The following is a 24,982-nucleotide window of genomic DNA, read 5'->3' as shown; positions in this document are numbered from 1 at the left end:
CGCCTCATCGCGACGCAGCCCTGTTCATCAGAAGGTGTACTTGGCGTTGAGCGACAGGTAATCGCGGTCAGCCAGCAGCCGGCCTTGGGCGACGTCAGGCGAACTCAGGTAGGCGACATAGGTCATGCCGATCTGGAAGTTGCCCAGATACTTGAAGTCACCGCCCACGGTCAGACGCTTCTCGTCGCGCCCCAGCCCCTGATAGGCGCTGCCGTCGACGTTCTGCGTCCATACCACTTTGGTGCTGAGGTCCAGGCCGTTGGCAATGGACGGGTAGTCCATGTAGGCGCCCACGCCGAGCAGGGTCGAACCGCGGGTCTGAGTCTTCGATTCGAATTCATCGAAGGTACCGTCCACGCCGGGGCCTCCGCCGGTGATTGTCAGGCTGTCCACCCCGGCGATGCGCTGATGCACCACTTCGCCCATGAAGGTCGTCTGCTGGGCCAGCAAGCTTGGCCCGAGGATGTACGACGCGTTGAGGTTGCCTTGCCAGATTTGCCCGGTGGTCGGCGAGCCGTTGTTCAGGTAGACAGAGGCGCCGTCGCGGTAGCTCAGGTCACCGGCATACTGCACCGAATCGCCGACCTTGGAGCTGAAGCTGATGCCGGTGAGCTTGACGTCTTCGAAGTAGCCCAGGCGATAGATCGGCGCGGTGCCGTCATGGCCAATGCTCTTGAGCGATGAATATTGGGTGGTGCCGGTGAAGTCGAAGAACAATGAGCCGATGCGCTCGTTGTAGCGGTAATGGAAAAGCCCCACCTCGGTGTTCTCGGTGACCCGGTAACGCACGCCAACGCCCCATTGGCCGCTGTCGCTGGGGTCTTTCTCACCGCCATAACCGACCGCCACACCGCTCGGCAAGCCGTCTACCTGCCCACGACCCAGACGAAAGAATTCGGCACCGGGACCAAAGGTATCGCTGCCGAAATAGTCCCCCACCGGGTTCAGTTCAGTCTTTTCCCACTCGTACTGGTAGTAGCCCACCAGTGCCAGGTCTTCATTCAGCGACCAGGAGCCCGACACCTGCCCCACCGGCAGGTAGGAGTCCTTGGCCTCGGTGCCGGGCACGTTGAACTTGGTGGCATCCACCGGGGCCTGCCCCTGGCTGATGTTGGGCCAGAACAGGCTCTCGCCCCAGGCCACCAGATGCCGCCCGGCTTTGAGCGACAAGTACTGTGTCTCGCCCATTTCAAAGTTGCCATACACATAGGCATCCAGCAGGCGCGCGGTGCTGCCGCTCTGCCTTCTGGTTTCATCACTGAAACCATCGTTGTGTCCCAACTTGTTCACTGTGTCCGGTGAGTCGTTGGCATTGCGCTGGTGATAGACGTCGTCATAGAAATCACTCCCGCGCAGCACCGCGCCGAGGTTGTCATGCTTGAGCAACAACTCGCCGAACAGGCTCAGACGATTGTTGATCAAGGAGCCGCGCTTGAAGTTGCGCGTGCCGTCGTCGTTGTTCGGGTCGTTGAGATATTGATTGGCCTGTTTGGCGGTGCGCATGGAAGCGGTGTAGTTGACCGTCAACGCCGATTCCAGTGTGGTGTTTTCCCCCAGTTCGATCGTCGGCGCAGCGTGGGCCGAGGCACCGGCAACGGTAATGGTCGCCGCCAACAGGCTGCGTCCTCCCCACAGATTTGCCGAATGGCGCACAACCGTATTTCGCGTAAGCATGCTCCTCTCCTTTTTGTTGTTTTGTGCTTGTGTCAACGCAGCATGAAAAGAACCGCCGCCGCGCACATCGTCCATTTGGCGAGATGGGACCGCTTTACGCCGGGGTGCTGCCCACCAGCGCGCGCAGTTCGTTTTTCGCCACCTTGCTCGAGGGGTTCAATGGCAAGGCGTCGAAGAAGCGCACTTGGCGCGGCACCTTGTAATTGGCCATTTGCTCGCGGCTCCAGGCGATCAGTTGAGCCTCATCGAGCACTTGACCTTCGCGCAGCACCACGCAAGCACAGCCGACCTCGCCCATGCGTTCGTCGGCGATACCGATCACCGCCACCTGGGCAATCGCCGGGTGTTTGATCAGCGCCGCTTCGATTTCCGCCGGGTAGCAGTTGAAACCGCCAACAATGAACATGTCCTTCAAGCGATCGGTGATGATCAGGTTGCCCGCCTCGTCCAGGCGCCCGACATCGCCGGTGTGCAGCCAGCCTTCGGCGTCGATGGCTTCGCGGGTCGCTTCGGGGTTCTGGAAGTAGCCCTGCATGACGTGGAAGCCGCGCAGGCAAATCTCTCCGGTCTGCCCTGGTTCCAGCGCCAGGTTATGCGGATCGCGGATGCTCACTTCGGTGCCGGCAATCGGCCGTCCGCTGGTGCCGGCGATCACCTGCGCCGAGTCCCGGGGATCGCAGATGGTCGCCAGCCCTCCGCACTCGGTGAGTCCGTAGGCGGTGGTGACCACGGCAAATCCCAACTCGTTGCGCATGCGCTCGATCAGGCTTGGCGGAATGCTGGCCGAGCCGGTCACGGCGATGCGCAGGCTCGACAGATCGGTTTGCTTGAGTCGGGGATGGGCCAGCAGCGACAGGTACAGGGTCGGCGCACCGGGCAGTACGCTGATGCGCTCGCGGGCGATGCGCTCGAACACCGCTTCTGCGTCAAACACCGCGTGGGGCAGGATGGTCGCGCCGCCGATCAGGCAGGTCAGCCATCCGGCCTTGTAGCCAAAGGCATGGAAGAACGGATTGACGATCAGGTAACGATCGCCCGGCACCAGGCCAATGATCTTGACGTATTCGGTGAAGGCCCGCAGGTTCTGGCCGTGGCCGCTCATCACACCTTTGGGCTTGCCGGTGGTGCCGGAGGTGAACAACAGATCGCACATGGCCTCGGGGCCGACTGCCAGCGCACGGCGCCTGGCACTGTCGGCATCGATGGTCGCCGCGCCCAGCAAGAACTGCGCAAGGGTGAGGTCCGAAGACCGGGCAGGCGTTTCACCCTCGACAATGATCAGGTGTTCCAGGCTGGCCGGCCGATGCGGTGCCAGCAGCGCCGGGTAGTCGACATCGAGAAAACGTTGCTGGACGAACAACACCCGGCAACCGCTGCGCTCCAGCACATCGGCGGCCTCCGGGCCCTTCATGCGCGTGTTGATCGGCACCAGCACTGCACCGGCGCACTGGATGCCAAGCGCTGCGAGGATCCAGTCAGCGCTGTTGGGCGCCCAGACACCAACCCGGTCACCCGCCTGGATGCCCAGTGCCATCAAGCCCCTGGTGAATTCCAGGACACGTTCGGGCAAGCGGGCATAGTCGATACATTGGCCGTTTTCCTCGATGGCTGTGCGACCGGCGAAGCGTTCGGCACTGCTGAAGAGCAACCGGGCCAGGGTGACAGGGGCTGCGCTCAAAGGCGCAAGGTTCAGGCTCTGATTCATCGTAGGCTCTGGCTTGGCATCATTCAGGGACGTCATTCGGGAAAACGGATATGCAGTTGCGCGGTGGTCGGCACAGCCTGGCAGGCCAGGATCCATCCTTCGGCCAGATCGCTCGCGTCCAGCGCATCGTTGTGCAGCAGCTCGACATCGCCGCTTTCCAGCTTGCACATGCATGAGGCGCAGCCACCGACACGGCAGGCGGCGGGTGGATTGAGGCCGGCACGCTCCATGGCGGCCAGGACCGTTTCGCCACTGTCGCAGCCCAGTTGATAATCCTGGCCGTCCAGACGCACCGCCAACCGTGCGGCCACGGCGGCTTCGCTGCTGCTTACCGGCGGCTGTTCGCCTTCGCCGGGCAGCGACACGAAGCGCTCGACATGCACTCGGCCATCCGGCATGCCCAAGTCACCGAGGGCGCTGACGACTGCGTCCATGAACGGCGCTGGTCCGCAAATGAACGCGTGGGCATCGACAAACGGCCGCGCCAGTTCGCACAGTTGTCCGACACTCGGCACGCCCTGGACCGAGTCGAGCCAATGGACGATTTGCAAGCGTTGCGGATGGGCGCTGGCCAGGGCCTTGAGCTCATCCTTGAAAATCACCGAGTCTTCATCACGGTTGGCGTAGATCAACAGGATGCGACCGGTTCCCGCGAGCAACGCCGAACGCAGGATTGACAGCACCGGCGTCACACCGCTGCCGCCGCCGAACAGCAATAAGTCGCTGTCCAGGTTGCGTGGCACGAACACACCGGCCGGTGGCAGCACCTCCAGCGCCTCGCCAGCCTGCAGCTCGTCGCACAGCCAGTTGGAAGCGCGTCCCTGATACACACGCTTGACCGTCACCCGCAACGGCTCATCGAGCAACGGCGTGCTGGACAAGGAGTAACACCGAGGCAGCCAACCGTCCTCGAAAGGAACACGCAGTGTCAGGAACTGGCCGGGTTGATAACGAAAGCGTTCAGCCAGATGCTCAGGCACGTCGAAGACCAGGGAGCGCGCATCGGCGGTTTCCTCGATCACGCGTGCCACGCGCAGGGCAAAGTAATTGTTCATAGGTCAGGTACTCATGACCACCTGCCCGCATGCCGCGGACAGGTGCAAAACCCAGGGGTGTCGAAACGGGCTGCGAGGCCTCAGACGTAAGGGTCCGGATTGGGCAAGCCCAACATCACGGCGCCATAGCTGCGCCCGTAAGCCATGTAGTTGTTCGCAATGTGCCCGCGCGCCTGGTGCAGGTCGCGGAACAGCCGCGCAACCGGGTTGGTGTTGTACAACCCCGAGGCAGCCATGCTGCGCAGCAGGTCGTTGACCCGATCGGCGCAGATGTTGGTCACGTAGGCCGACTGGTAGCGGTACAGCAGGCGGGTCTCGGTGTCCGGGTACTCGCCGGCCCGGGCCAGCGTCATCAGGTGCTCGTAGTTGCGCTCCAGCACCAGGCGCAGACTGTCGACGGTGATCATGGCTTCGGCCACCGCCGTTTGCGCCACCGGATCGTCAGCGGTGCGGGCGCCGTGCTTGCCGATGTGTTTGGCGGCGTTTTCGCGGAACTCGTTGATCGCACCTTGCAGGGCGCCGATGGCCGATGTCGACACCGCACGGGAGAACACTTGGGCGAAGGGAATCGCATAAATCGGATTGGTATTGACCAGGCGTCCCGGGGTCGCTTCGAGGGTCCAGTTGTTAGTGCGTTGCACACGATGGGCCGGGACGAACGCATCCTCGACCACGATGTCGTGGCTACCGGTGCCGCGCAGGCCCAGCACGTCCCAGTTGCGCTCGATCTGGTAATCGCGACGGGGCAGCAGGAAGGTGCCGTGCTCGGCGGCAAAGTCGCCATCGGGCGGCAGGATACCGCCGAGGAGTATCCATTGGCAGTGTTCGCTGCCGCTGGAGAAACTCCAGCGCCCGCTGATGCGGTAACCGCCCTCCACCACCGTGACTTTGGCCGCCGGCATATAAGTCGAGCAGATCAACGTGCTGTGGTCGTCGGCCCAGACTTCGCGTTGTGCCTCGATCGGATAACGCGCCAGCTGCCAGGGGTGCACCCCCATCACGCCGTAGATCCAGGCCGTGGACATGCAACCCTCGGCCAGGATGGTCTGGATTTCGAAGAAGGTGCGCGGGTCCACTTCATAACCACCGAATACCCGTGGCTGCAAGGCTCGCAGCAGACCAGCGGCCTGCAATTGCGCAACGCTTTCTTCAGGCACCTTCAAGTCCTTTTCGGCCTGCGCCGTACGTGCCTTGAGTGCCGGCACAAGGCTGCGTGCACGTTCAAGCAGATCACGTTCGTCCTGGGTCTTTTCTCGCATGCTGTGCATCACTCAATTCTCCCGATCTCACTGCGCCACTGCGCGAACTGTGATGGATCATCGGGTTGAGCGAGCAATCATTCATCGTCAAAGCGGACTAGGGCGTGCGAGCCGGTGGAACCCCGCTGATACAGGCGAAGAGCGATGACGCGGTCGCTGCGGCGCTAGTCCGTTGAGACGATGCCTTGCCCGGCCACCACAGCGATAGTGAATGCATCTATAGCCGACCCCACGGAGCAAGGGCCCATGAGTATTTTGCAGCGTTTCCACCTGGACGGCAGCGTCGCCATCGTCACCGGCAGCGGCCGTGGCATTGGTCGAGCGATTGCCCTGGCGTATGCCGAAGCGGGCGCCGATGTGGTGTGCTCGGCACGCTCGCTGGACGAGGTGCAGGCGGTGGCCGAGGAGGTGCGCAGCTTGGGTCGACGCGCCCTGGCCGTCGCCTGCGACGTCAACGATGCCGAGCAGCGCCGGATACTGGTTCGCCAGAGCGTCGAGCACATGGGCCGAATCACCCATCTGGTCAACAACGTTGGCGGCGGCGGGCCGAATGATCCGCTGGAAATGACGCCCGAAGACTTTGCCCAGGTGCTGAATTTCAACGTCGCCACCACCTACGCCTTCTGCCAGTTGTGCGTGCCGCTGATGCGCGAGGCCGGTGGCGGCAACATCATCAATATCAGCTCGGTGGCGGCGCGTTACGCCCAGCGCCATTTCAGCGCCTACGGCACGGCCAAGGCGGCCCTGAGCCACCTGACCCGTCTGCTGGCCCAGGACTTTGCTCCGCAGATCCGGGTCAACGCTGTCGCCCCGGGCCCCACCCTGACCGAAGCACTCAACGGCGTAATGCCGACGGCCATGCGCCAGGTCATGGAAACCAACACCCCGCTCAAATGCCTCGGAACCCCGCAAGACATCGCCGCCGCCGCACTCTATCTGGCCAGCCCTGCTTCGGCCTGGGTGACCGGCAAGATCATCGATGTCGATGGCGGTGCCGACTCGTCGGTCTGGCCCGGCTGAACCCACACCTTTACGCCTGTACCGGTTGCTGTCGGGGCAGGCTTTTTTCTTCCTGCCATCTGGAGCCCTCACCATGGATGCCCATTTGATCACCGCGCTCGGTGATGAGCTGTTCAACGCCTTGCGCAATCGCCAAACACTCGCGCCCCTGACCCGTCGCTATCCAGAGATCACCCTGGAGCAGGCCTATCGGATTTCCCTGCAGTTCCTGAAACGCCGCGAAGCCCTCGGCGAACGGGTGATCGGCAAGAAAATCGGGGTCACCAGCCGTGCCGTGCAGGAGATGCTCGATGTCCACCAACCGGACTTCGGCTTCCTGACCAATGCCATGCAAGTCGAGGTCGCCAGCGATGTCAGCCTGGCTCGCTACCACCTGATCCAGCCCCGTGCCGAAGGCGAAATCGCCTTTATCCTCGGTGAAGACTTGCAGGGCCCGGGGATCAGCGCCGAGGACGTGCTGGCCGCCACCCAATCGGTGGCGCCCTGCTTCGAGATCGTCGATTCGCGAATTGACGACTGGCAGATCCGCATCCAGGACACCGTGGCCGATAACGCCTCGTGCGGCGTATTCGCCCTCGGGACACAGCGCATCGACCCGCGAGAGCTGGACCTGGCCGCCGTACACATGCAGCTGCTCAAGAACGGTCAGCCGGCGGGCTCGGGCCTGGGTTCGGCGGTGCAAGGTCACCCTTGCGCGGCAGTGGCCTGGCTGGCCAATACCCTGGGCGAGCTGGGCATCCCCTTTCGTCGCGGCGAAATCATTCTCTCGGGCGCCCTCGCGCCGCTGGTGCCTGTGGTCGCCGGAGACCATATCAGCCTGACCATGAGCGGGTTGGGCGAAGCCAGCCTGCGCTTTGTCCCTTGAACCACCCTTCCCTCCACTGGAGCCAAAAACCATGAGCAAAAAGATCAAATGCGCGCTGATCGGGCCGGGCAATATCGGCACCGACCTGCTGTACAAGCTGATGCGCAGCGAAGTGCTGGAACCGGTATGGATGGTCGGCATCGACGCCACTTCCGAAGGTTTGGCGCGGGCTCGCGAGCTGGGCCTGAAAACCACCGCCGATGGCGTTGACGGCCTGTTGCCACACGTCATTGAAGACCAGATCCAGATCGCCTTCGACGCCACCTCGGCCTATGTGCACGCGCAGAACTCGCGCAAGCTCAATGCCCTGGGCGTGTTGATGATCGACCTGACCCCGGCGGCCATCGGCCCCTATTGCGTGCCACCCGTCAACCTCAAGGCCCAATTGGGGCGGGGTGTGATGAACGTCAACATGGTCACCTGTGGTGGCCAGGCCACCATTCCGCTGGTGGCGGCAGTGTCCAGCGTGCAGCCGGTCGACTACGCGGAAATCATCGCCACTGCCGCTTCCAAATCGGTCGGCCCCGGCACCCGGAAAAACATCGATGAGTTCACCCGCACCACCGCCAGCGCGGTGGAAAAGGTCGGCGGCGCAAAGAAAGGCAAGGCGATCATCATCATCAACCCTGCCGAGCCGCCACTGATCATGCGCGACACCGTGCATTGCCTGACCGCCAGCGAACCCGACCAGCCGGCCATCACCGCCGCCATCGAGGCGATGATCAAACAGGTGCAGCGCTACGTGCCCGGCTACAAGCTGGTCAACGGCCCGGTGTTCGACGGCAATCGCGTGTCGATCTTCATGGAAGTCGAAGGCCTGGGCGACTACCTGCCCAAGTACGCCGGCAACCTGGACATCATGACCGCTGCGGCGGCGCGCACCGCCGAGATGTTCGCCGAGGAAATCCTCAAGGGCGAGCTGGTACTGCAAGCCACCGCCCAACCCGCCCACGCATAAGGAGTCGACCATGGATCTTCGCGGCAAAAGCATTACCGTTCACGACATGTGCCTGCGCGACGGCATGCACCCCAAGCGTCATCAGATCAGTCTGCAACAGATGAAGGACATTGCCTGCGGCCTCGATGCGGCCGGCGTGCCGCTGATCGAAGTGACCCATGGCGACGGCCTGGGCGGCAGCTCGGTGAACTACGGTTTCCCGGCCCACACCGATGAAGAATATTTGTCGGCAGTGATTCCGCTGATGAAAAATGCCAAGGTCTCGGCGCTGCTGTTGCCAGGTATCGGCACCGTCGATCACCTGACCATGGCCCATGAGCTGGGGGTCAACACCATTCGCGTGGCCACCCATTGCACCGAAGCCGATGTCAGCGAGCAGCATATTTCCCACGCCCGGGGGCTGGGCATGGATACCGTCGGCTTCTTGATGATGGCCCACATGAACAGCCCCGAAGGCCTGGTCAAGCAAGGCTTGCTGATGGAAAGCTACGGCGCCAACTGCATCTACCTGACCGACTCGGCCGGTTACCTGCTGCCCCACGACGTCAGCGCCCGCGTGGCGGCAATGCGCGCCGCCTTGAAGCCTGAAACCGAGATCGGTTTTCATGGCCACCACAACTTGTCGATGGGCGTGTCCAACTCCATCGCCGCGATTGCGGCTGGTGCCAACCGTATCGACGCCGCCTGCGCAGGCCTCGGTGCCGGGGCCGGCAACACGCCGATGGAAGTGCTGGTAGCGGTGTGCGACCGCATGGGCATCGACACCGGGGTCAGTGTGTTTGGTATTCAGGACGTCGCCGAAGATCTGGTCGTGCCGATCATGGACTTCCCGATCCGCAGCGACCGCGACGCGCTGACCATGGGTTACGCCGGGGTCTACGGTTCGTTCCTGCTGTTCGCCAAGCGCGCCGAGAAGAAGTACGGCGTTTCCGCGCGGGAAATCCTCGTCGAGATGGGGCGCCGCGGAATGGTCGGCGGCCAGGAAGACATGATCGAAGACACGGCCATGACCCTGGCGCGTCAACGTAAGCAGGCCTGAAACCGACGGTGATCGTTCGCACAACCGTGGGAACGATCAACGACCGCAGGCGCGAGGCTTGCCCGCGAACCAACAGATCAACAGATCAACGCCAATCGGCGACGATGCCATGCTCCAACGCAAACGGCTGCGCGGCAATCGTACGGCGTTGAAACCGCGGTGCCTGTTCGGACGTCGCCAGCCATAGCATGACCGCCGCCGGGACATGGGGTGGCGCGCTGCCCGAGCGCAGCGCGATCAATCCCTTGTCGCCGATGGTGGCCTTGAGCGCTTCAGTGGTCACTACTCCTGGATTGAGGGTGTAGGCGCGGACGCCAAGATCACCCAACTCCGTGGCCAGCACACCGGACAACCGCGACACCGCCGCCTTGCCAGCACCGTAGGCATAACCCCAGCCCCCCTTGCCCGCCGCCACCGGTGGGTCGCTTTCGCCGGCGCCCGAGGTGACGTTGATCACCACTCCGCCGCCGCGCGCCACCATGTGTTCGGCCACCGCCCGGGTCAGCAGGAACGGCGTCAGGATGTAGCCCTTGAACATCCGCTCCAGGGTTTGCGCCTGCAGGTCCATGAACCCGGCATTGAGGTCACTGCCCTGGTAGATCGCGTTGTTGATCAGCACGTCGATGCGCCCGTACTCGGCCAGTACCGCCTCGCAGGCATCGAGCGCCGAAGCGCTGTCGAGCAGGTCCATCGGCACCACGAGAACCCGGCATCCGAGTTCGCGCAACGCCTGGGCAGTGCCGTTGAGGCTGCCGGCCAGCGGCGCCCCGTCGGCATCGCGCAGGGCGTGTTCATGGTGTTCGCCTTCGTTGAGGGTACGGGCGCTGATCGCCAGGTCGAAACCGGCACGGGCGAACGCCAGTGCCGCCTCGCGGCCAATACCCCGGCTGGCGCCGGTAATGAATGCCACTTTGTTCATGGGTATTCCTTTTAGAAGCGCGAGGCGCGGACCATGGCGTCCATGCCGCCGTCGACGAACACCACGCTGCCATGGACGAACGAGGCTTGCGGCGATTGCAGGAAAGCCACCACTGAGGCGATCTCGTCAGGCCGGCCGGCGCGACCCAGGGGGGCGACGAACTCGCGGACCGACTTGCCGAATCGTTTATCATCCAGCGAGGCCTGGTGCAAGGGCGTCTCCACCGCACCGGGCGCTACCACGTTCAACCGCATGCCCTGCTTGCCCCAGCTGACCGCCAGGCGGCGGGCGTAGTGACTGATGGCGTATTTGGACGCGGCATAAGCGAGGTGAGGCTGGTCAAGGGTATCGGCCAACTGCAGCGAATGAGCCTCGTCACCGGCCAGCATCATTTCGATCATCGGTTGGCTCTCAGGATTCGTATGAGTCGACGCGACCGAGCCGATCACCAGCGCCGCCGGCTGCCGACTCCTGGCCAGCGCACCTTGCAAGCCATCCAGCAATTGACTGACCCCAAAGTAGTTGACCGCCAGGATCACCGAGCAGGACGGCGCCGTGACACCGACCCCGGCGCAACAGATCAGCCCGTCGAGCACCCCGCCACTCTGTTCAAGCACTTGCGCGACGGCGGCGTTGCGTCCCTGGGCGGTGGACAGGTTGGCGATCACTTCAGCGTCGCTGCGATCGATCCCGATGACCTGGTGGCCGGCCGCGCGCATGGCTGCGCTGACGGCGGCCCCGATTCCCGAGGCACTACCGGTGATGGCTGTAATAGGCATGGTGGTTCTCCGTGATAGGTCCACCCAGTATCGACAGGGCCATCGCCGGACGGCATCGTCTATGCGGACTAAAACGGGGCGGAGGTGAACCTGTTGCAGCGCGTTGGCGGTCCCCACCTGCCGGAGCGAACCGCTCGCGAAGGTGAGAACCCTTGACGCGGGCTGTCTGAAAGCCCGTTGTGTCCTCGTCTGCTGTGGTGGGCCCTTTAAGCCTGGCGATAGACAGGCTCAGCCAGTTTCAGCGGCGGCACCTTGATTTTCTCGACAGCCTTCAACGCCAGCTTGGGTTTGCCCAGGGCCACCACGCTGTTAAGCAGGATGCGCACCAGCTCGGTCTGGCGGCGTACGCCAGTCTTGGAGAAGATGGAGCGCAAATGCGCCCGGGCGGTGTTGCGTCGGATGTTCAGGGCTTCGGCGGCTTCTTCCAGGGACAGGCCGTTGGTCAGCTCCATGGCCAACGCCGTCTCTGCCTTGGTCAGGTTGAACAGCTGCTTGGTCACCGCCTCGCTGGCAAGGGATTTGCTCGCCGCGTCGCGGATGTACACCAGCGCCGCCGGCTGGCCCTTTTCCTCGGCCCAGTCCAGGGACGGAATCGACTCCACCACTACCCCCAGATTGACCAGCCCCGAAGGCCGGGTCACCGACATGGCTTCGGCACCCTTCGGTGCATCCGGAGCGAAAGCACCCCGAATCAAGCGTTGCAGCTCGCGGTTGTCGCTGGGATAAGTCGCCTCCAGGCGCCCGCCCACCATTTTCAGGCCGTCCGAACGCGCGAGGATTTCCTGGGCCACTGCGTTGACCTGCAACACACTGCCGCTCTCGTCGAGCACCAGGGTGGCCACCGACAAACGGCTGATGGCCTGGGAGTACAGTTCGCTCAGTGACTCGCTGCGGTCCAGAAGATTGTGCAACTGCAAGGCCCGGCGCAGGTGCGGCAGAAACATCGCGCACAGTGTCCGCTCCTGTGCGGAAAAGTTGGGAGAGCGCTTGGGCCGGGTGATGCGAAAACGCACCTTGCCGCCGTCCGGGGTGGAAATGTCGGCACCCATCACATGATAAACGTCGTTGGGACCGCAGAATGTCTTGAAGTAGGCCGTGTGCTCCCACTCCGTGGGACTCATGATGTCATCGACGGCGAACACGCGATCCAGCGGCTGGTTGACGAACGGCGTGTTGGTCTGCGGGTAAGTCATGTAGTTGACGTCACCGGCACCTTCGATATCGCCGGCGATGATCATCAGGCCCATGTCAGGTTGCTCTGGCACCCGCAAGATGAGGGTGACGTAATTGGCATCGTAGACATTGAGCAGGCTCTTGAGGGCGTTGGCCATCAGTTTCGGATCGAGGGCGCCGTCGTAGACTTCGCCCACCAACTGGTTGAAACGTGTGAGGTCCAGGCCAAGACTCGCCAGGGCTTCATGGGTCAAGACAACATCTTGCATAGTCTTCTCCTCGCACGGGTAAGGACGGTGCCCTTCCCTTGTTATTTTTATAATTTCGGCTGGGGGGGAACTCAGGGCTCCCCCTCTGGACTGCAACTCGCTCGCGGGCCCCGCAACAAGACCCGCACGCCAGTCTCCCTATCGTCAACGCCGTCCACAAGAGGCCCGGCAGGTTTATTTTTTCTATTGGGGATCACGCGCAGCCGGGCTGTCTTTCAGCCGGAACTGACCCTGTGCGGCCGGCGGCGGGCGCATGCGTTCGGAGACCAGCGGTCGCCCGCGGTTGAACCAGGCCGCCAGTGCCGGCAGGAGGAAAATCGCCCCCAACACGTTGACCAGGAACATGAAGGACAGCAGTACGCCCATGTCGGCCTGGAACTTCAGCGGCGCGAATGCCCAGGTGCACACGCCAATGGACATGGTCACGGCCGTGAATACCGCCGCCGTGCCTCGTTGGCACATGGCTTCGTAGAACGCTTCGCGCAGGCTGGCGCCGCCCAGCATTTCGTGCTGAATGCGCTCATACAGGTAGATACCGTAGTCGACCCCTACCCCGACGCCCAGGGCCATCACCGGCAAGGTGGCGACTTTCAGACCGATCCCGAGCAGGGTCATCAGCGCGTTGCACAGGATCGCCACGATCGCCAGCGGTACCAGAATGCACAGCACCGCGCGGATCGACAGGAATGTCAGCCAGCAAAACAGCGCCACTGAACCGAACAGCGCCCCCAGCATGATGACTTCAGCGCGCTTGACGGCTTCGTTGGAGGCCGCCATCACGCCGACATTGCCACCGGCCAGGAGGAATTCGACCTGCGGCGAGTTGACCTCGGCAATGATCCGCTTCGCCTCATTGATCGCATGGCTCACCGTGCTGCCTTCGTGGTCGGTGAGGAACACCAGGATCTGCATCTGCTGGCAGCCGTCGGTCACCAGGCCGTCGTCCGGCATATAGGCCCTCGCGCCCTGACTGAGGCCCCGGGATGAACCGGGGATCGCTGCCCAGCGCGGATTGCCTTCGTTATTGCCGGCAATCACCCGCTTGCCCATGTCCGCCACGCTCTGGATCGACTGCACACCGGGGACTGTGCGCATGCGGAAATCGAAGGCCTCCACCGCGCGCATCACCGCCGGGGAAAGGCAGCCTTCCTCGACGCCCTTGACCTGGACGAACACCGACATCACATCGAGGCCGATCGCGTAGCTGTTGATGATCTTGCCGTTGTCCAGGTTGTAGCGCGAATCGGCACGCAGCTCTGGCGCCCCCGCGCCGACATCGCCCACCGCCAGGTCGCGAGCCTTCCAGGCCCCGGCCGCCAACAGCAACAGACTGATGGCAAACACCCCCAGCGCAGGCCCCGGTTCAGCGAGTGCCGACAGGCGCCACCACAGGCGATGCTTGCCTTCCGGCCTCGATTGCGCCCGGCGCAACAGCGCGGGTTCCAGGTGCAACCAGGAAATGATGATCGGCAGCATGAGTTTGTTGGTGACGATCATCAGGATCACGCCGATGCAGGCGGTTACGCCCAGTTCGTGGACGATCGGAATGTCGATCAGCATGATCACCGCGAACCCCAGGGCATTCATCAGCAAGGCCAGGGAACCGGGGATGAAAATCTTGCAGAATGCCGTGCGCGCCGCGCCCAGTGAGCTGCTCCCGGCCAGCACGTCCTGCTTCCAGGCGTTGGTCATCTGCACCGCATGGGACACGCCGATGGAAAAAATCAGGAACGGCACCAGGATCGACATCGGATCGATGCCTAACCCCAGCAGCGGCAACAGGCCCAGCAGCCAGACCACCGGCAGCAACGCCACCACGAGCGCCACCACCGTCAGGCGCAGGGAGCGCGAATACAGCCACAACAGCAAACCCGTGATCACGAACGCCACGACAAAAAAGCCGATCACCGTATTCAAGCCTTCGACCACATCGCCCACCAGTTTGGCGAAGCCGACGATATTGATCTCGATATCCGGGCTGTTGTACTTGGCGCGGATCTCTTCCAGGCGCTTGGCGATCTCGACATAGGACACCGGCTTGCCGGTCATGGGATCGGTGTCCTGCAGGTCGGCGCGGACCATCGCCGACTTCAGGTCATTGGCCACCAGGCGGCCCACCTGGCCGGAGGCCGCGGTGTTGCTGCGCACTTGCGCCAGGTCTTCGGCAGTGCCGCTGAAGCGCGGCGGCACCACCACATCGCCGAAGAACCCTTCTTCGGTAATTTCGATGTAGCGCACGTTGGCGGTAAACAGCGACGTCACGCTGGGACGGCTGACCCCGGAGATGAAAAACACATCGTCAGTGACTTTGCGCAGGGTCTCCAGGTACTCGGTGTTGTAGATATCGCCCTCGCCCTTCCAGTGCACGCTGACCAGCAGGCGGTTGGCGCCGGTGAAGTAGCGGCTGAACTTTAGAAAATTGACCATGTATGCATGGGTGACCGGGATCTGTTTGTTGAACCCCGGATCCAGCTGTGTGTGGGTGGCGCTGTAGCCCAGGCCCAGGGTGACCAGTACAAACAACACCAGCAGTCCCTTGCGCCAGGCCATCAAGTGGTCGGCGGCCGTTTCGACGCATCGCGTCACCCAGTGTTTACCTTGATTCATTGCCCGCCTCTCATTTACTGGGTGGCCTGTGTGGCCTCTAAAGCAGCGACGCTGCCACCTGAACCTTGCAGTACACCGCGCTCGCCGCCGACCAGCAGGCGTGAGCCGACCATCGTCGCCGAGGTCAGCGTGCCCAACCCTGCCAGACGGCTGACACCGAGCAACGCGCCCTGTGCATTCAGGTGTACTACCGAGCTGCCGGCACCGACGATGACTAACCCTGAGTGGTCGGGCAGCACCACATGGCCGTACAGCGGCAGTTGGTTGCCGAGGTTGATCCGGGTCCAGTTGTCGCCAAAGTCATGGCTGACGAAGACATGCCCGCGCATGCCATAGGTCACCCAGGTGTCCGCGCTCAAGCGCACGATGCCGAACAGCGATCCGCTGTAGAACGCCGGCACGGTTTGCCAGTGCTGGCCGGCATCGGTCGTGCGCAGTACCAGGCCCTGCTCGCCCACCAGCATGCGGCGACCATCGCTGCCGCCGGCCATGCTGTTGAGGTGCGCGTTGTCGATATCCAGGGCGTGGGGCGCCCAGGTCTGCCCGGCATCGGTCGATTGATAGAACTTGCCGAAACTGCCGAAGGCCATGACCTTGTCGCCGCCAGCGGTCCAGAGGCCCAGCAGCGGTTCGCCCAGATCGGCGTCGTAGCGTGCTTCCTGCCAGTGGCTTCCGGCGTCCATGGAACGCAGGATCCAGCCGTCATGCCCGACGGCCAGCAAACGTTTGTCGTCCAGTGCCACCACGGCAGTCAACGTGGCGTTGCGCTGGGTCGCGACGCTGGCAGGCTGCCAACTGACGCCCTGGTCATCACTGAGCAGGATGCTGCCTCGCTCACCTACGGCGACCACGCGCGAGCCAAGATTGAGCAGACCGTTGATCTGCACACGGTCCGCGCGCGTGGCCAACAACTCTGCCTGAGGCGCAGATTTGGGGGAAAAGGTGTAGCCAATGGTCAGGGCGACCACCAGGCAGACCAGGTAACCGATCACTGAGCGCATGGGCAACGCTCCTGTTCGGGGCACGTTTGCATAGGGCAAGTCATAGGGCCAATCCTCTTGTTCTTGTCAGGCGCCAGGGCATGCGAGGCAAGCCACGTGGGTCTCGCCTCTGAGGGGATAGTCGGGGGTAGGTTCGTTTGAAACATCGTCCAAATGGCTTATGCAATGGCGCAAATGCCGTAGCGGACCAGGGAGGGAGCGGGCTTGCGCCGAACGGTGTGCCGACGAAGGGACCTGACAGCCGATCTGCGTTCGCGGATGTGCGCGCGCGCCCTTGCAGGCGCGAGCCTGCTCGCGAATAACGCCAGGACAACACGGGCATTCAGACAGCCCGCGTTATCGTTGACGACCATCGCGAGCAGGCTCGCGCCTGCAAAACCAACGATCAGGCGAGGTAGAGAATCACCAGGTCGTTGATCACCGACGGCCGATCCTGGCCAACCACGTGGGTGTTCAGTTCCAGGGTCAACTGGGTGCCGCGCGCGGAGATCTCAACTTTTTTCACCCGTGCCCGCGCATGGATGCGCGAGCCGGCCGGCACTGGCGCGGGGAAGCGCAAGCGGTCGGAACCGTAGTTGATCTGGGTGCTGAAACCGGTGATTTCGAAATCCAGCTTCATTTTCATCCGCGACTGCAACACTTGCACCAGCGCGCCGTGGGCGATGGTGCCGCCAAACGGGCTGTGCAGGCGCGCCCGCTCGGGATCGGTGTGAATCCAGTAGTCGTCTCCCGACAACTGGGCAAACGCATCGATCAACGCCTGGTCGACCACCACGACGTTGCTCCAGTCGCTGAACTGCTCGCTGACAAGGCTCTGCAAGGCCGGCCCGTCGTTGAGGTCGATTTGTCGGGCAGCCGGTTGTCCTGACGCCACGGGTGCCGGTTCACTTTCCTGCGCAGGCAGCGGTTCAAGGCTCGCCGCATCCTTGTCTACGCCGGTAAAGCGCAGCAGGCGGTTGCCCTTGGCGTCGACTTCGGCGAACACCGGCTGCAACGGCATGCCGATGCGGATTTCGTCCTCCGCCAGGCCGACCAGGTTGGTGTTGATGCGCACACCCTGGGCCAGTTCAACCACCGCCAGTTTCTGCGGCATCTCGTCCATGAAGTCGGGCAGCGTGGCGATGCGCGTCACGGTATAGCTGTACAGCGTCGCGGTGCCATCGACTTCGCGCCAGGCCAGGTCATGTTCCAGGCAGGCCGTGCAATGCCGGCGCGGGTAGAAGTTCCAGTGCTCGCAGGCGTTGCATTGCTGGATCAACAGGCGACGAGCCTTCAGGCCCTCCCAGAACGGTGCGGAGATCTGCGTCGCGACCGGCATCGGTTTGTTGTTGGACATGTGCTTATGCTCCCTGAAGAATCAATGCGCCCTGCTCGCTCATCACGCCACCGGTACCGGAGACGTAGACGTTGTCACAGCGCCCCAGTTGGCGTTCGCCGGCTGTGCCCGCGATCTGCGTGACCGCTTCGATCACCTGACTCATGCCGCCAGCCGAAGCCGACTGGCCGAAACTGAGTTGCCCGCCGTGGGTGTTCATCGGGAAATCGCCGCGCCAGGTCAGGTCGTGCTCACGCACGAATGCCATGCCCTCGCCCTTGGCACAGAAACCGGCATCTTCCAGGGTCAGCAAGGTGGTGATGGTGTAGCAGTCGTAGATCTGCGCGGCGTCGACATCCGCGGGTTTGATCCCGGCCATGGCAAAGGCCCTTTGGGATGCAGGGCCAATCGGCGTATTGATCATGTCCTGAGCATAGGACGGCGACTTGAACGCCAGGTGTTCGCCAAACCCGGTGATAAACGCCGGACGTTTGCGGCACCGTGCTGCCACTTCCTTGCTGGTGATAATCAATGCGGCGCCACCGGCCACCGGCATGACGATTTCGAGCACGTGCAGCGGGTCGGCGACCATTTTGCTCGCCAGCACCTGTTCGATGGTCAATGGCTGGCCATAGAACATGGCCTGCGGGTTGGCCAGGGCATTGGTGCGCTGGTCGACCGCGATTTTGGCCATCGCTCGCTGGTCGTAATCGTATTGTGCGGCGTAACGCTGAGCGATCATCGCGTAACCGGTGTTCTGGCCCATGTGCCCGTATGGCAGGTCGAACTCGGCTTCAGGTGCGCCAAACGCCGTGCTGTGCCCGCCGTAGCGCATCGACCGGGCCATCCAGCCCGGGTCCTCGTCGGGGCCGAACGGCGCCATGCGTGCAGGGATGACGCACAGCACGGCCTGGCACAGGCCCAGCTCGATCGCGGCGGCGGCGCGCCAGACCATGCCCACCGAGGTGCAGCCCCCCAGATCCACCACTTCCGCGAAGTTCAGGCGCAAGCCCAGGTATTCAGCAGCCATGGCTGGCACGAACACCGAGGCTTCATGAAAATGCGGGCCGTTGATCACCAGCCCGTCGAGGTCCGATGCCTTGAGTCCGGCATCCCGCAGGGCCTGGGCCGCCAGGTCGGCGACCTGCTCAAGGTGAAACATCTTGGGCGCGGTCGCGTACTTTTCCGGTTTGTATTGCGCGGTGCCAACAATGGCCGCGTGCCCTTTAAGCCCCATAGTGCCTCCCTGCCGAAGCGTACTCGCCACGGCGATTTCCAGTTGGTATAGAGGACCGGGCACGCGTGAGCGCCCCGGCCCTTGAGCGGTCGATCAGAAGGTGTACTTCATCGAGAACGTGGCGTAGTCGCGGTCAGCATAGGGACGCTTGATCGGGTCGGCTTCACCCAGGTAGGCGATGTACTTCAAACCGAGTTCCAGGTTGCCCAAGTACTTGAAGGTCGTCCCGGCGCTCAGGCGTCGGTCTCCCTCGATACCGGAGATACTGCCGGCCATGGGCGTCGATCCGCTGAAGACGTTGGAGAAGCTGAAGGGGACTTCCAGATCCCAGCCTTGGAAAACTCCCGGATAACTGAACGATGCGCCCACGGTGTAGGCACTGGAGGACTTGGTGCGCATGCCTGCGCTGGTGTTGTAGGTATAGTCATCGGAAGGCGCCACTAGATTGGCCACGGAAGGCAGCAGGTTCAGGCCTTGCAGGTTGGGGGCCGCCGAAACGGATTCAACGCTGTCGACCTGCACGCGAATGATTTCGCCAGTCAGGGTGGTCTGGCTGGCCCAAGGGCGGTCGCCCAGGATGCGCATCGCCGACAATTGCATTTGCTGACCCTTGCCCCGAGCCGGAACCGCGCCAAGTCCGGTATTGACCATCACCGGCGCGCCGTCACGATACGACCATTCGGCACCGACCTGGGTATCGCCAAGCTTGGTCGAGGCGCTGATGCCGGTCAGCTTGATGTCCTCGAAGTACTTGATCCGGTAACCATTGGACGTCAGGGCGTACCTGCCGCCGCCGACCGGTAACGGGTCGTAGCCGACCTGGGCTGTGGCCGGGTTCTTGTCGTGATAGTTGACGTGGAACAGCGACAGTTCCAGGGCCGGCACCGGACGGTAACGTACTTGCACACCCCACTGGCCGCCATCGCGCGGTTCGTCGGTGCCGCGATAAGGGATCTTCTGGCCGTTTGCATAAATGAACTCGCGGCCCGGCCCGACCACGTCGCTGCTCGAAAGATAGCTGCCCACCGGCGGCAACTCGGTGCCTTTCCATTCATATTGCACATAAGCACCGAAGGTGATGCTGGGATTGAGGCGGAACGAGCCGGAGAACTGGCCAACCGGCAACAAGATTTCCTTGACTTCCACCCCCGGCTGCGAAGCCTTGACGGCGTCGGACGGGTTCTGCACGCCATTCACGCCCGGGTAATACAGGCTTTCGCCCCAGGACTCGATATGCCGCCCGGCCTTGACGTCGAGCATGGTGTTGTTATCGAAGCGCCAGCCACTGAACACATAGGCATCCAGCAAACGGGTCCGGCCTCCGCTGTAATAGCGGGTGTCGCTGGTGAAATCGTCGTTGCGCCCGGTCTTGTTGACCGTGCCGGGGGAATCGTTATCGTTTTCCCGGTGGTAGACGTCATCGTAGAAGGTACTGCCGCGCACCACTGCGCCATAGTTATCCTTGCGCAGAATCATTTCGCCGAGCGCGCCCACACGATTGGTCGTCAGGCTGCCACGATCGAAGTTGCGATTGGCGTCGTCAGCGTTGACGTTGCTTAGCAAGCGATTGCTTTGCTCGCCAGTGCGTACACCGATGCCGTAGCTGGTAGTCACCGACCAGTCCATGGTCAACCCGTTGTCGAACTCGATTGTCTCTCCGGCCCATACCGGCGTGGTCGCCAGCGTAATCGCCGCCGCCAGGCTGCCGAGCTGGAATGCGCCCGAAACCATGACCGTAGAGTTATTGTTGTTTTTGTTGATCACACTTTCTCTCCTCTAGGGCAGCCGAAAGCTGCCTGGAATGTTCAACACTGCCGCCGTGCCGCCCGCTCAGAACACCTTGAGTGGTGTCGTTGCGCACGCTCCCCTTACAGCGCGCCGGTAGCGATATCGCCCCCGGTCCTCTTCCCGCACCAGCGACCCTTCGGCCAGCAGGTAGTTGGCATGCGCCAACGTTTCACCAAGTGCCATCAGTTCGTCGAAACGACCGGACAACCTGGGGAATAAAACGGCCATCAGTTCGACTGCCGTGCGCGGCTCGTCACAGTTGGCCAGCAGCAGCGCCAGATGCGCCCGGTGATGCGCCTCCAGTTGATCCAGGCGCCGATGCAAATTGAAGAAAGGCCGCTCGTGGGCCGGCAGTACCAGCACGCTGTCGGGCAAGGCGCGCAACTGCTCGATGGACTCGAGCCATTCGCGCAGCGGGTTGGCCAAGGGTTCGGTGGCATGCACGCCAACGGTGGAGGTGATGCGCGGCAGTACCTGATCGCCGGAGATCAGCAAGCCGTCATCGGCGGCGTACAGACAGGCGTGCTCCGGCGAGTGGCCACGACCGACGACCACTTGCCAGGTACGACCGCCGATTTCCAGGACGCTGCCTTCGCGCAGACGGCGGAAATGGTTCAGGGGCGCGGGCAAGAAATGCGCATTGCTCATCACCCCGAACATTTCCCTGCTCTGCTCGTCAGTGACGCCGGCCTTGCGATAAAAATCGAGAAAGTCCCAGCCCACTGGTTGTCCGGCGGGAAACCGCACATGCAACGACTGGAACTCGCTGGCGGTCATGTACACCGGGCACTGAAAGCGCTCCGACAGCCAGGCCGCCACACCGGCGTGGTCGGAGTGAAAGTGGGTGCAAACCACCGCCAGCAAAGGCTGGCCTGCACAGACCTCAGTTAGCACACGGTCCCAGACCTCACGGCTCTGTTCGGTGTTCATGCCGGTGTCCACCGCGATCCAGCCGTCGGTGTGGCGCAGCAGGTAGAGATTGATGTGGTCCAGGCGAAACGGCAGCGGCATGCGCAGCCAGAAAACCCCCGGCGCCACTTCGAGCACTTGGCCGGCGTCGGGCGCCTGTGGCCACGGATAGCGAAGGCCGCTGCGCAGTTCGTGACCGTTCTCGTCGAGTTCAGTCATGGCTGGCCACCGCGAACGGTGCAAGGCCGGCTCGCGTCAGCGCCTGCGGCGAATACGGCACATAGGACCGGGTTTGCTCGTCGCGGATGAACAGTGGGTCGCTGCAACGTGTCGGACAGTAGCCCTGGCGCTGCAGATCGACCTTGCGCAACTTGAAGCTGGCGGTCAGGTCGGCCGCCCGGGCGACCCGCACGAATACCGGGGCCGCATAACGCGGCAGACGCGCCTCGGTCAGGGCAAACAGCGCGTCGGGATCGAAGGAATGGCCCGGTTGCATCAGCACCGCCGCCATACCGGCGCGTCCTTCATGCCCCGGGACCTGGACGCCGTAGATGTTGATCAGTTCAAGCCCTGGCAGATCGCTCAGTGCATCGGCGACTTCCTGGGTCGAAACGTTTTCGCTTTTCCAGCGGTAGGTGTCACCGATGCGGTCGACGAAATAGCAGTAACCGTCGGCGTCTTCGCGCAGCAAGTCACCGGAGCTCCAATAGGCGTCGCCCTCGCGCAGCACGTTGCGGCGGATCTTGCTCTCGGTGGCTTCGGCCGAGGTATAGCCCTCGAAACGCCCGCCGCCAATCTGCGGGTGATCGACGATAAAACCCATCGCCTCGCCGATCTCACCCACTTTGCAGACTTGATAGAAACCGTTTTCGTCCCGTGGGTGGCAGTCGTTCTCGACGTCGTAACGGACCAGCCGCAGGTTGGTCTTGTTCCAGTCCGGCACGCGACCGCAGGAGCCAAAGTAATTGTCGACGTTGATGATCGCAGCGTTGGCCTCCGTGGCCCCCCAGCCCTCAAACACCTGGATCGGCCCGAAGCGTTCCAGCCAGCGCTGCCAGGTGTCCGGCGACAGGCCCGCGCCGAGCATGCAGCGCAGGGTGTGCTGACGGTCGTGGGCTTGTTGCGGTTGATTGAGCAGATAGCGGCAGATTTCGCCGATGTACTGGAAGATGCTGATCCGGTGAAGTGCCACATCGTTCCAGAATTCGCGCACGCTGAACTTGCGGCGCACCACGATGGCGGCCCCGGCCCGCAACGCGGTGGAGGTCACTGAGGTGGCGGCGGCTCCGTGGTACAGCGGCAAGCAGCAATAAAAAACGTCGTCGCAAGTGGCTTGCAAGGTGACTTCCATCACATCGCCGGAGGACATCCAGCGCATATGGCTGTAGCGCGCCGCCTTGGGCAAACCGGTGGTACCCGAGGTGAAGATCAGCAGGGTTGGCGTCTGCGCATCGATGTGGGCGCGGATATCACGGGGGAACGGTGTACGCGGCGCTTTTTCCAGGCGCGCATCGAAATGTCCGTCGATGCCTTTGGGCAGCGCTTCTGTCCAGGGATTTTCCGGGTCGCGGATCAGCCAGCACGGTAGCTCGGGGAAACCTTCGGTGGCCTGCACGTTGGCCAGGCACTCTTCGCCGACCACCAACGCCTTGGCGTCAGTGGTCTGCAACGCATGGAGCAGCGGACGGCCACTGACCTGGGTATTGATGAAGGCCACTACCACGCCCAGCTTGACCAGGCCGAACCAGGTACAGAAGAACGCCGGGCGGTTTTCCATGGCCAGGGCGCAGACATCGCCGGCCCGCAGGCCGTTGGCATAAAAGGTGTGAGCCATCTGATTGGCCCGCGCATCGACTTCGAGGTAGCTCAGAACCTGTTCGCCGTAGATCAGGAACGGGCGTTCGCCCAGTTCGCGCGCCTGATGTTCCAGGCGATCTGCCAAGGTGTAGAGGTCACCGGGCTTGATCTGGCCGGCGGCCGCCGAGCGTTGATCCAGCAGCGCCTGGGTCTGCTCCCGTGGCACCACTTTGGTCCGCAGGGCGCCGGTCAAGTCGTTCAGGTTCATTGCGCCATCTCCTGGGCGATCGCTTGATAGGCGGGGTAATCCGAGTAGCCAGCCGAGCCTGGCGTATAGAGGGTCTTGCGGTCGAAACCGCTCAGCGGCAGGCCACGCTTGAGGCGCTCCACCAGGTCGGGGTTGGCAATAAAATGACGACCGAACGACACAGCAGCCCCCTCGCCCGACGCGAGAGCGGCACTGGCCGAAGGACCGTCGAAACCATCGTTGAGAATCAGTGCGTGAGGACTGTGCCGACGCGCCAGGGCAAAGGCGTCGAGGTCGGCCAGGGGGGAGCGCATGATGTGCAGGTAAGCCAGGTCCAGTGCCGCCAGGGCTTCGCACAGGGCTGCAGCCGTGGCCGCCGGATCGCGGTCGTCGATGTCGTTGTAGGGGTTGCCGGGGCACAGGCGAAAACCGACGCGTCCGGCGCCGATCGCGCTGGCCATGGCCTCGATCACTTCCCTGGCAAAACGCACCCGCCCTGCCACATCACCGCCATAGGCATCGTCGCGCTGGTTGCTGCCCGATGCCATGAACTGCATGGGCAGGTAACCGCTGGTGCAGTGCAGCTCGACACCGTCGAAGCCGGCCAGGCGCGCATTCAACGCCGCCTGGCGATAGTCATCGATGACCTCTTGGATGCCCCGCAAGGTCAGTGCCTTTGGCGTGTCGGTGTCCACCAGGCCCGCTACATCACTGAACACCTGGGTGCGCGCGCGCAGCGCCGAAGGTGCAACCGTGGCCGCCCCGGCTGGCTTGTTGTAGTGGCTGGCGGCGCGACCGACGTGCATCAGTTGCAGGACGATGCGCCCGCCCTCGGCATGCACCGCCTCGGTGACCTGCCGCCATCCGGCGATCTGCTCGCTGCTGTAGATGGCCGGGGTGCGGCAGTAGCCCAGGCCGCTGGCGGAAGGCGCAGTGCCTTCGGCCACGATCAACCCGGCACCGGCACGCTGACGGTAATAATCGACCATGGCGCTGCCGGGCACCGCATCGGCAAGAGCGCGACTACGCGTCATCGGGGCCATGACAATGCGGTTGGCCAGTTGCAGCTCGCCCAGGACTACCGGCTCGAACAAGACGCTCATTTCAATACCTCAGCTTCTTATTGTTTTCTGGCTGTCGAGGGGCTTGCCACGGCGGTGGCAAGCGCTGACAAACCAGCGAATATGCGCTGAATGATTGACGTTGAACGCGGGCGAAACATCGTCCGACAAGACTAGGTTCGCTATCGACAAGGCGATGCCGGTGCCGCATCGTTCATGCGCAACCCGATAACCGTTTCCGGCGACCTGGCCGGGGACGAAAAGATGGTCTGAACGGACGATGAAAAAAAGCCGCGACCGACCGA

The 24,982-nt window shown here is 63.1% G+C and carries 19 protein-coding genes; 4 read left to right on the top strand and 15 right to left on the bottom strand.

Features of this window, described 5'->3' with window-relative positions:
- Positions 1 to 27 precede the first annotated feature (27 nt).
- From GQ39_RS09230 to GQ39_RS09215, 4 genes are all read right to left on the bottom strand, one after another.
- Positions 28 to 1,674: a DUF1302 domain-containing protein gene (locus GQ39_RS09230; RefSeq protein ID WP_047529086.1), complete on the bottom strand. Its 1,647-nt coding sequence runs from the start codon at positions 1,672 to 1,674 to the stop codon at positions 28 to 30.
- A gap of 94 nt (positions 1,675 to 1,768) precedes the next feature.
- Positions 1,769 to 3,379 (bottom strand): FadD3 family acyl-CoA ligase, encoded by a 1,611-nt coding sequence (locus GQ39_RS09225; protein ID WP_047529084.1) that lies wholly within the window; start codon positions 3,377 to 3,379, stop codon positions 1,769 to 1,771.
- Between the two features lie 32 nt (positions 3,380 to 3,411).
- Positions 3,412 to 4,434 carry a ferredoxin--NADP reductase gene (locus tag GQ39_RS09220; RefSeq protein ID WP_047529081.1) on the bottom strand — a complete coding sequence of 341 codons (1,023 nt, stop codon included), beginning with the start codon at positions 4,432 to 4,434 and terminating at the stop codon, positions 3,412 to 3,414.
- Positions 4,435 to 4,514: 80 nt separating this feature from the next.
- On the bottom strand, positions 4,515 to 5,702 hold the full coding sequence (locus GQ39_RS09215; RefSeq protein ID WP_047529079.1) for an acyl-CoA dehydrogenase family protein: 1,188 nt from the start codon (positions 5,700 to 5,702) through the stop codon (positions 4,515 to 4,517).
- 237 nt (positions 5,703 to 5,939) lie between these two features.
- On the opposite strand from GQ39_RS09215, the gene GQ39_RS09210 reads away from it, so the two are divergent.
- From GQ39_RS09210 to dmpG, 4 genes are all read left to right on the top strand, one after another.
- Positions 5,940 to 6,713 carry a glucose 1-dehydrogenase gene (locus GQ39_RS09210; RefSeq protein ID WP_047529077.1) on the top strand — a complete coding sequence of 258 codons (774 nt, stop codon included), beginning with the start codon at positions 5,940 to 5,942 and terminating at the stop codon, positions 6,711 to 6,713.
- Between the two features lie 73 nt (positions 6,714 to 6,786).
- Complete coding sequence (locus GQ39_RS09205) at positions 6,787 to 7,578, top strand: fumarylacetoacetate hydrolase family protein (RefSeq protein ID WP_047529076.1); 792 nt, start codon at positions 6,787 to 6,789, stop codon at positions 7,576 to 7,578.
- A 31-nt stretch (positions 7,579 to 7,609) separates the two neighbouring features.
- A complete protein-coding gene (locus GQ39_RS09200; protein ID WP_047529073.1) occupies positions 7,610 to 8,536 on the top strand; it encodes an acetaldehyde dehydrogenase (acetylating) in 927 nt (308 codons plus the stop codon).
- Between the two features lie 10 nt (positions 8,537 to 8,546).
- Positions 8,547 to 9,575 (top strand): 4-hydroxy-2-oxovalerate aldolase, encoded by a 1,029-nt coding sequence (gene dmpG, locus GQ39_RS09195; protein ID WP_047529071.1) that lies wholly within the window; start codon positions 8,547 to 8,549, stop codon positions 9,573 to 9,575.
- A gap of 85 nt (positions 9,576 to 9,660) precedes the next feature.
- On the opposite strand, the gene GQ39_RS09190 is transcribed toward dmpG, so the two are convergent.
- The 11 genes from GQ39_RS09190 to GQ39_RS09140 all read right to left on the bottom strand — a co-directional run bounded on the left by GQ39_RS09190 (position 9,661) and on the right by GQ39_RS09140 (position 24,719).
- Positions 9,661 to 10,494, bottom strand: coding sequence for an SDR family NAD(P)-dependent oxidoreductase (locus GQ39_RS09190; protein ID WP_047529069.1), 834 nt, complete (start codon positions 10,492 to 10,494; stop codon positions 9,661 to 9,663).
- An 11-nt stretch (positions 10,495 to 10,505) separates the two neighbouring features.
- Positions 10,506 to 11,273, bottom strand: coding sequence for an SDR family oxidoreductase (locus tag GQ39_RS09185; RefSeq protein ID WP_047529067.1), 768 nt, complete (start codon positions 11,271 to 11,273; stop codon positions 10,506 to 10,508).
- A 206-nt stretch (positions 11,274 to 11,479) separates the two neighbouring features.
- Positions 11,480 to 12,715, bottom strand: a complete 1,236-nt coding sequence (locus GQ39_RS09180; protein WP_047529065.1) for a helix-turn-helix transcriptional regulator — start codon at positions 12,713 to 12,715, stop codon at positions 11,480 to 11,482.
- Positions 12,716 to 12,898: 183 nt separating this feature from the next.
- A complete protein-coding gene (locus tag GQ39_RS09175) occupies positions 12,899 to 15,322 on the bottom strand; it encodes an efflux RND transporter permease subunit (protein WP_047529063.1) in 2,424 nt (807 codons plus the stop codon).
- Positions 15,323 to 15,336: 14 nt separating this feature from the next.
- Positions 15,337 to 16,323, bottom strand: a complete 987-nt coding sequence (locus GQ39_RS09170; protein ID WP_047529061.1) for a WD40/YVTN/BNR-like repeat-containing protein — start codon at positions 16,321 to 16,323, stop codon at positions 15,337 to 15,339.
- Between the two features lie 385 nt (positions 16,324 to 16,708).
- Entirely contained in the window at positions 16,709 to 17,659 is a 951-nt protein-coding gene (locus GQ39_RS09165; protein ID WP_047529059.1) for a bifunctional OB-fold nucleic acid binding domain-containing protein/MaoC family dehydratase, read from the bottom strand.
- A gap of 4 nt (positions 17,660 to 17,663) precedes the next feature.
- Positions 17,664 to 18,875 carry a thiolase family protein gene (locus GQ39_RS09160; RefSeq protein ID WP_047529057.1) on the bottom strand — a complete coding sequence of 404 codons (1,212 nt, stop codon included), beginning with the start codon at positions 18,873 to 18,875 and terminating at the stop codon, positions 17,664 to 17,666.
- Positions 18,876 to 18,968: 93 nt separating this feature from the next.
- Positions 18,969 to 20,639 (bottom strand): DUF1302 domain-containing protein, encoded by a 1,671-nt coding sequence (locus GQ39_RS09155; RefSeq protein WP_047529055.1) that lies wholly within the window; start codon positions 20,637 to 20,639, stop codon positions 18,969 to 18,971.
- Positions 20,640 to 20,705: 66 nt separating this feature from the next.
- Positions 20,706 to 21,791: an MBL fold metallo-hydrolase gene (locus GQ39_RS09150; RefSeq protein WP_047529054.1), complete on the bottom strand. Its 1,086-nt coding sequence runs from the start codon at positions 21,789 to 21,791 to the stop codon at positions 20,706 to 20,708.
- Positions 21,784 to 23,637: a long-chain-acyl-CoA synthetase gene (locus tag GQ39_RS09145; RefSeq protein WP_047529052.1), complete on the bottom strand. Its 1,854-nt coding sequence runs from the start codon at positions 23,635 to 23,637 to the stop codon at positions 21,784 to 21,786. The genes GQ39_RS09150 and GQ39_RS09145 overlap by 8 nt, the downstream gene beginning before the upstream one ends.
- Positions 23,634 to 24,719: an alkene reductase gene (locus GQ39_RS09140; protein WP_047529050.1), complete on the bottom strand. Its 1,086-nt coding sequence runs from the start codon at positions 24,717 to 24,719 to the stop codon at positions 23,634 to 23,636. Before GQ39_RS09140 ends, GQ39_RS09145 begins: the two co-directional genes overlap by 4 nt.
- Between the last annotated feature and the right edge of the window lie 263 nt (positions 24,720 to 24,982).

Origin of the sequence: Pseudomonas sp. 11/12A, assembly GCF_000800055.1 — a bacterium.
In the GTDB taxonomy this organism is placed as follows: Bacteria; Pseudomonadota; Gammaproteobacteria; order Pseudomonadales; family Pseudomonadaceae; genus Aquipseudomonas; species Aquipseudomonas mohnii.
The sequence above is the reverse complement of the archived record's forward strand: the minus strand, read 5'-3'. Positions and strand labels throughout refer to the sequence as shown.

Coding starts and splice junctions, on each gene's coding strand:
- GQ39_RS09230 (WP_047529086.1), bottom strand. CDS start 1,674: ATGCTTACGCGAAATACGGTTGTGCGCCATTCGGCAAATCTGTGGGGA.
- GQ39_RS09225 (WP_047529084.1), bottom strand. CDS start 3,379: ATGAATCAGAGCCTGAACCTTGCGCCTTTGAGCGCAGCCCCTGTCACC.
- GQ39_RS09220 (WP_047529081.1), bottom strand. CDS start 4,434: ATGAACAATTACTTTGCCCTGCGCGTGGCACGCGTGATCGAGGAAACC.
- GQ39_RS09215 (WP_047529079.1), bottom strand. CDS start 5,702: ATGCACAGCATGCGAGAAAAGACCCAGGACGAACGTGATCTGCTTGAA.
- GQ39_RS09210 (WP_047529077.1), top strand. CDS start 5,940: ATGAGTATTTTGCAGCGTTTCCACCTGGACGGCAGCGTCGCCATCGTC.
- GQ39_RS09205 (WP_047529076.1), top strand. CDS start 6,787: ATGGATGCCCATTTGATCACCGCGCTCGGTGATGAGCTGTTCAACGCC.
- GQ39_RS09200 (WP_047529073.1), top strand. CDS start 7,610: ATGAGCAAAAAGATCAAATGCGCGCTGATCGGGCCGGGCAATATCGGC.
- dmpG (WP_047529071.1), top strand. CDS start 8,547: ATGGATCTTCGCGGCAAAAGCATTACCGTTCACGACATGTGCCTGCGC.
- GQ39_RS09190 (WP_047529069.1), bottom strand. CDS start 10,494: ATGAACAAAGTGGCATTCATTACCGGCGCCAGCCGGGGTATTGGCCGC.
- GQ39_RS09185 (WP_047529067.1), bottom strand. CDS start 11,273: ATGCCTATTACAGCCATCACCGGTAGTGCCTCGGGAATCGGGGCCGCC.
- GQ39_RS09180 (WP_047529065.1), bottom strand. CDS start 12,715: ATGCAAGATGTTGTCTTGACCCATGAAGCCCTGGCGAGTCTTGGCCTG.
- GQ39_RS09175 (WP_047529063.1), bottom strand. CDS start 15,322: ATGAATCAAGGTAAACACTGGGTGACGCGATGCGTCGAAACGGCCGCC.
- GQ39_RS09170 (WP_047529061.1), bottom strand. CDS start 16,323: ATGCGCTCAGTGATCGGTTACCTGGTCTGCCTGGTGGTCGCCCTGACC.
- GQ39_RS09165 (WP_047529059.1), bottom strand. CDS start 17,659: ATGTCCAACAACAAACCGATGCCGGTCGCGACGCAGATCTCCGCACCG.
- GQ39_RS09160 (WP_047529057.1), bottom strand. CDS start 18,875: ATGGGGCTTAAAGGGCACGCGGCCATTGTTGGCACCGCGCAATACAAA.
- GQ39_RS09150 (WP_047529054.1), bottom strand. CDS start 21,791: ATGACTGAACTCGACGAGAACGGTCACGAACTGCGCAGCGGCCTTCGC.
- GQ39_RS09145 (WP_047529052.1), bottom strand. CDS start 23,637: ATGAACCTGAACGACTTGACCGGCGCCCTGCGGACCAAAGTGGTGCCA.
- GQ39_RS09140 (WP_047529050.1), bottom strand. CDS start 24,719: ATGAGCGTCTTGTTCGAGCCGGTAGTCCTGGGCGAGCTGCAACTGGCC.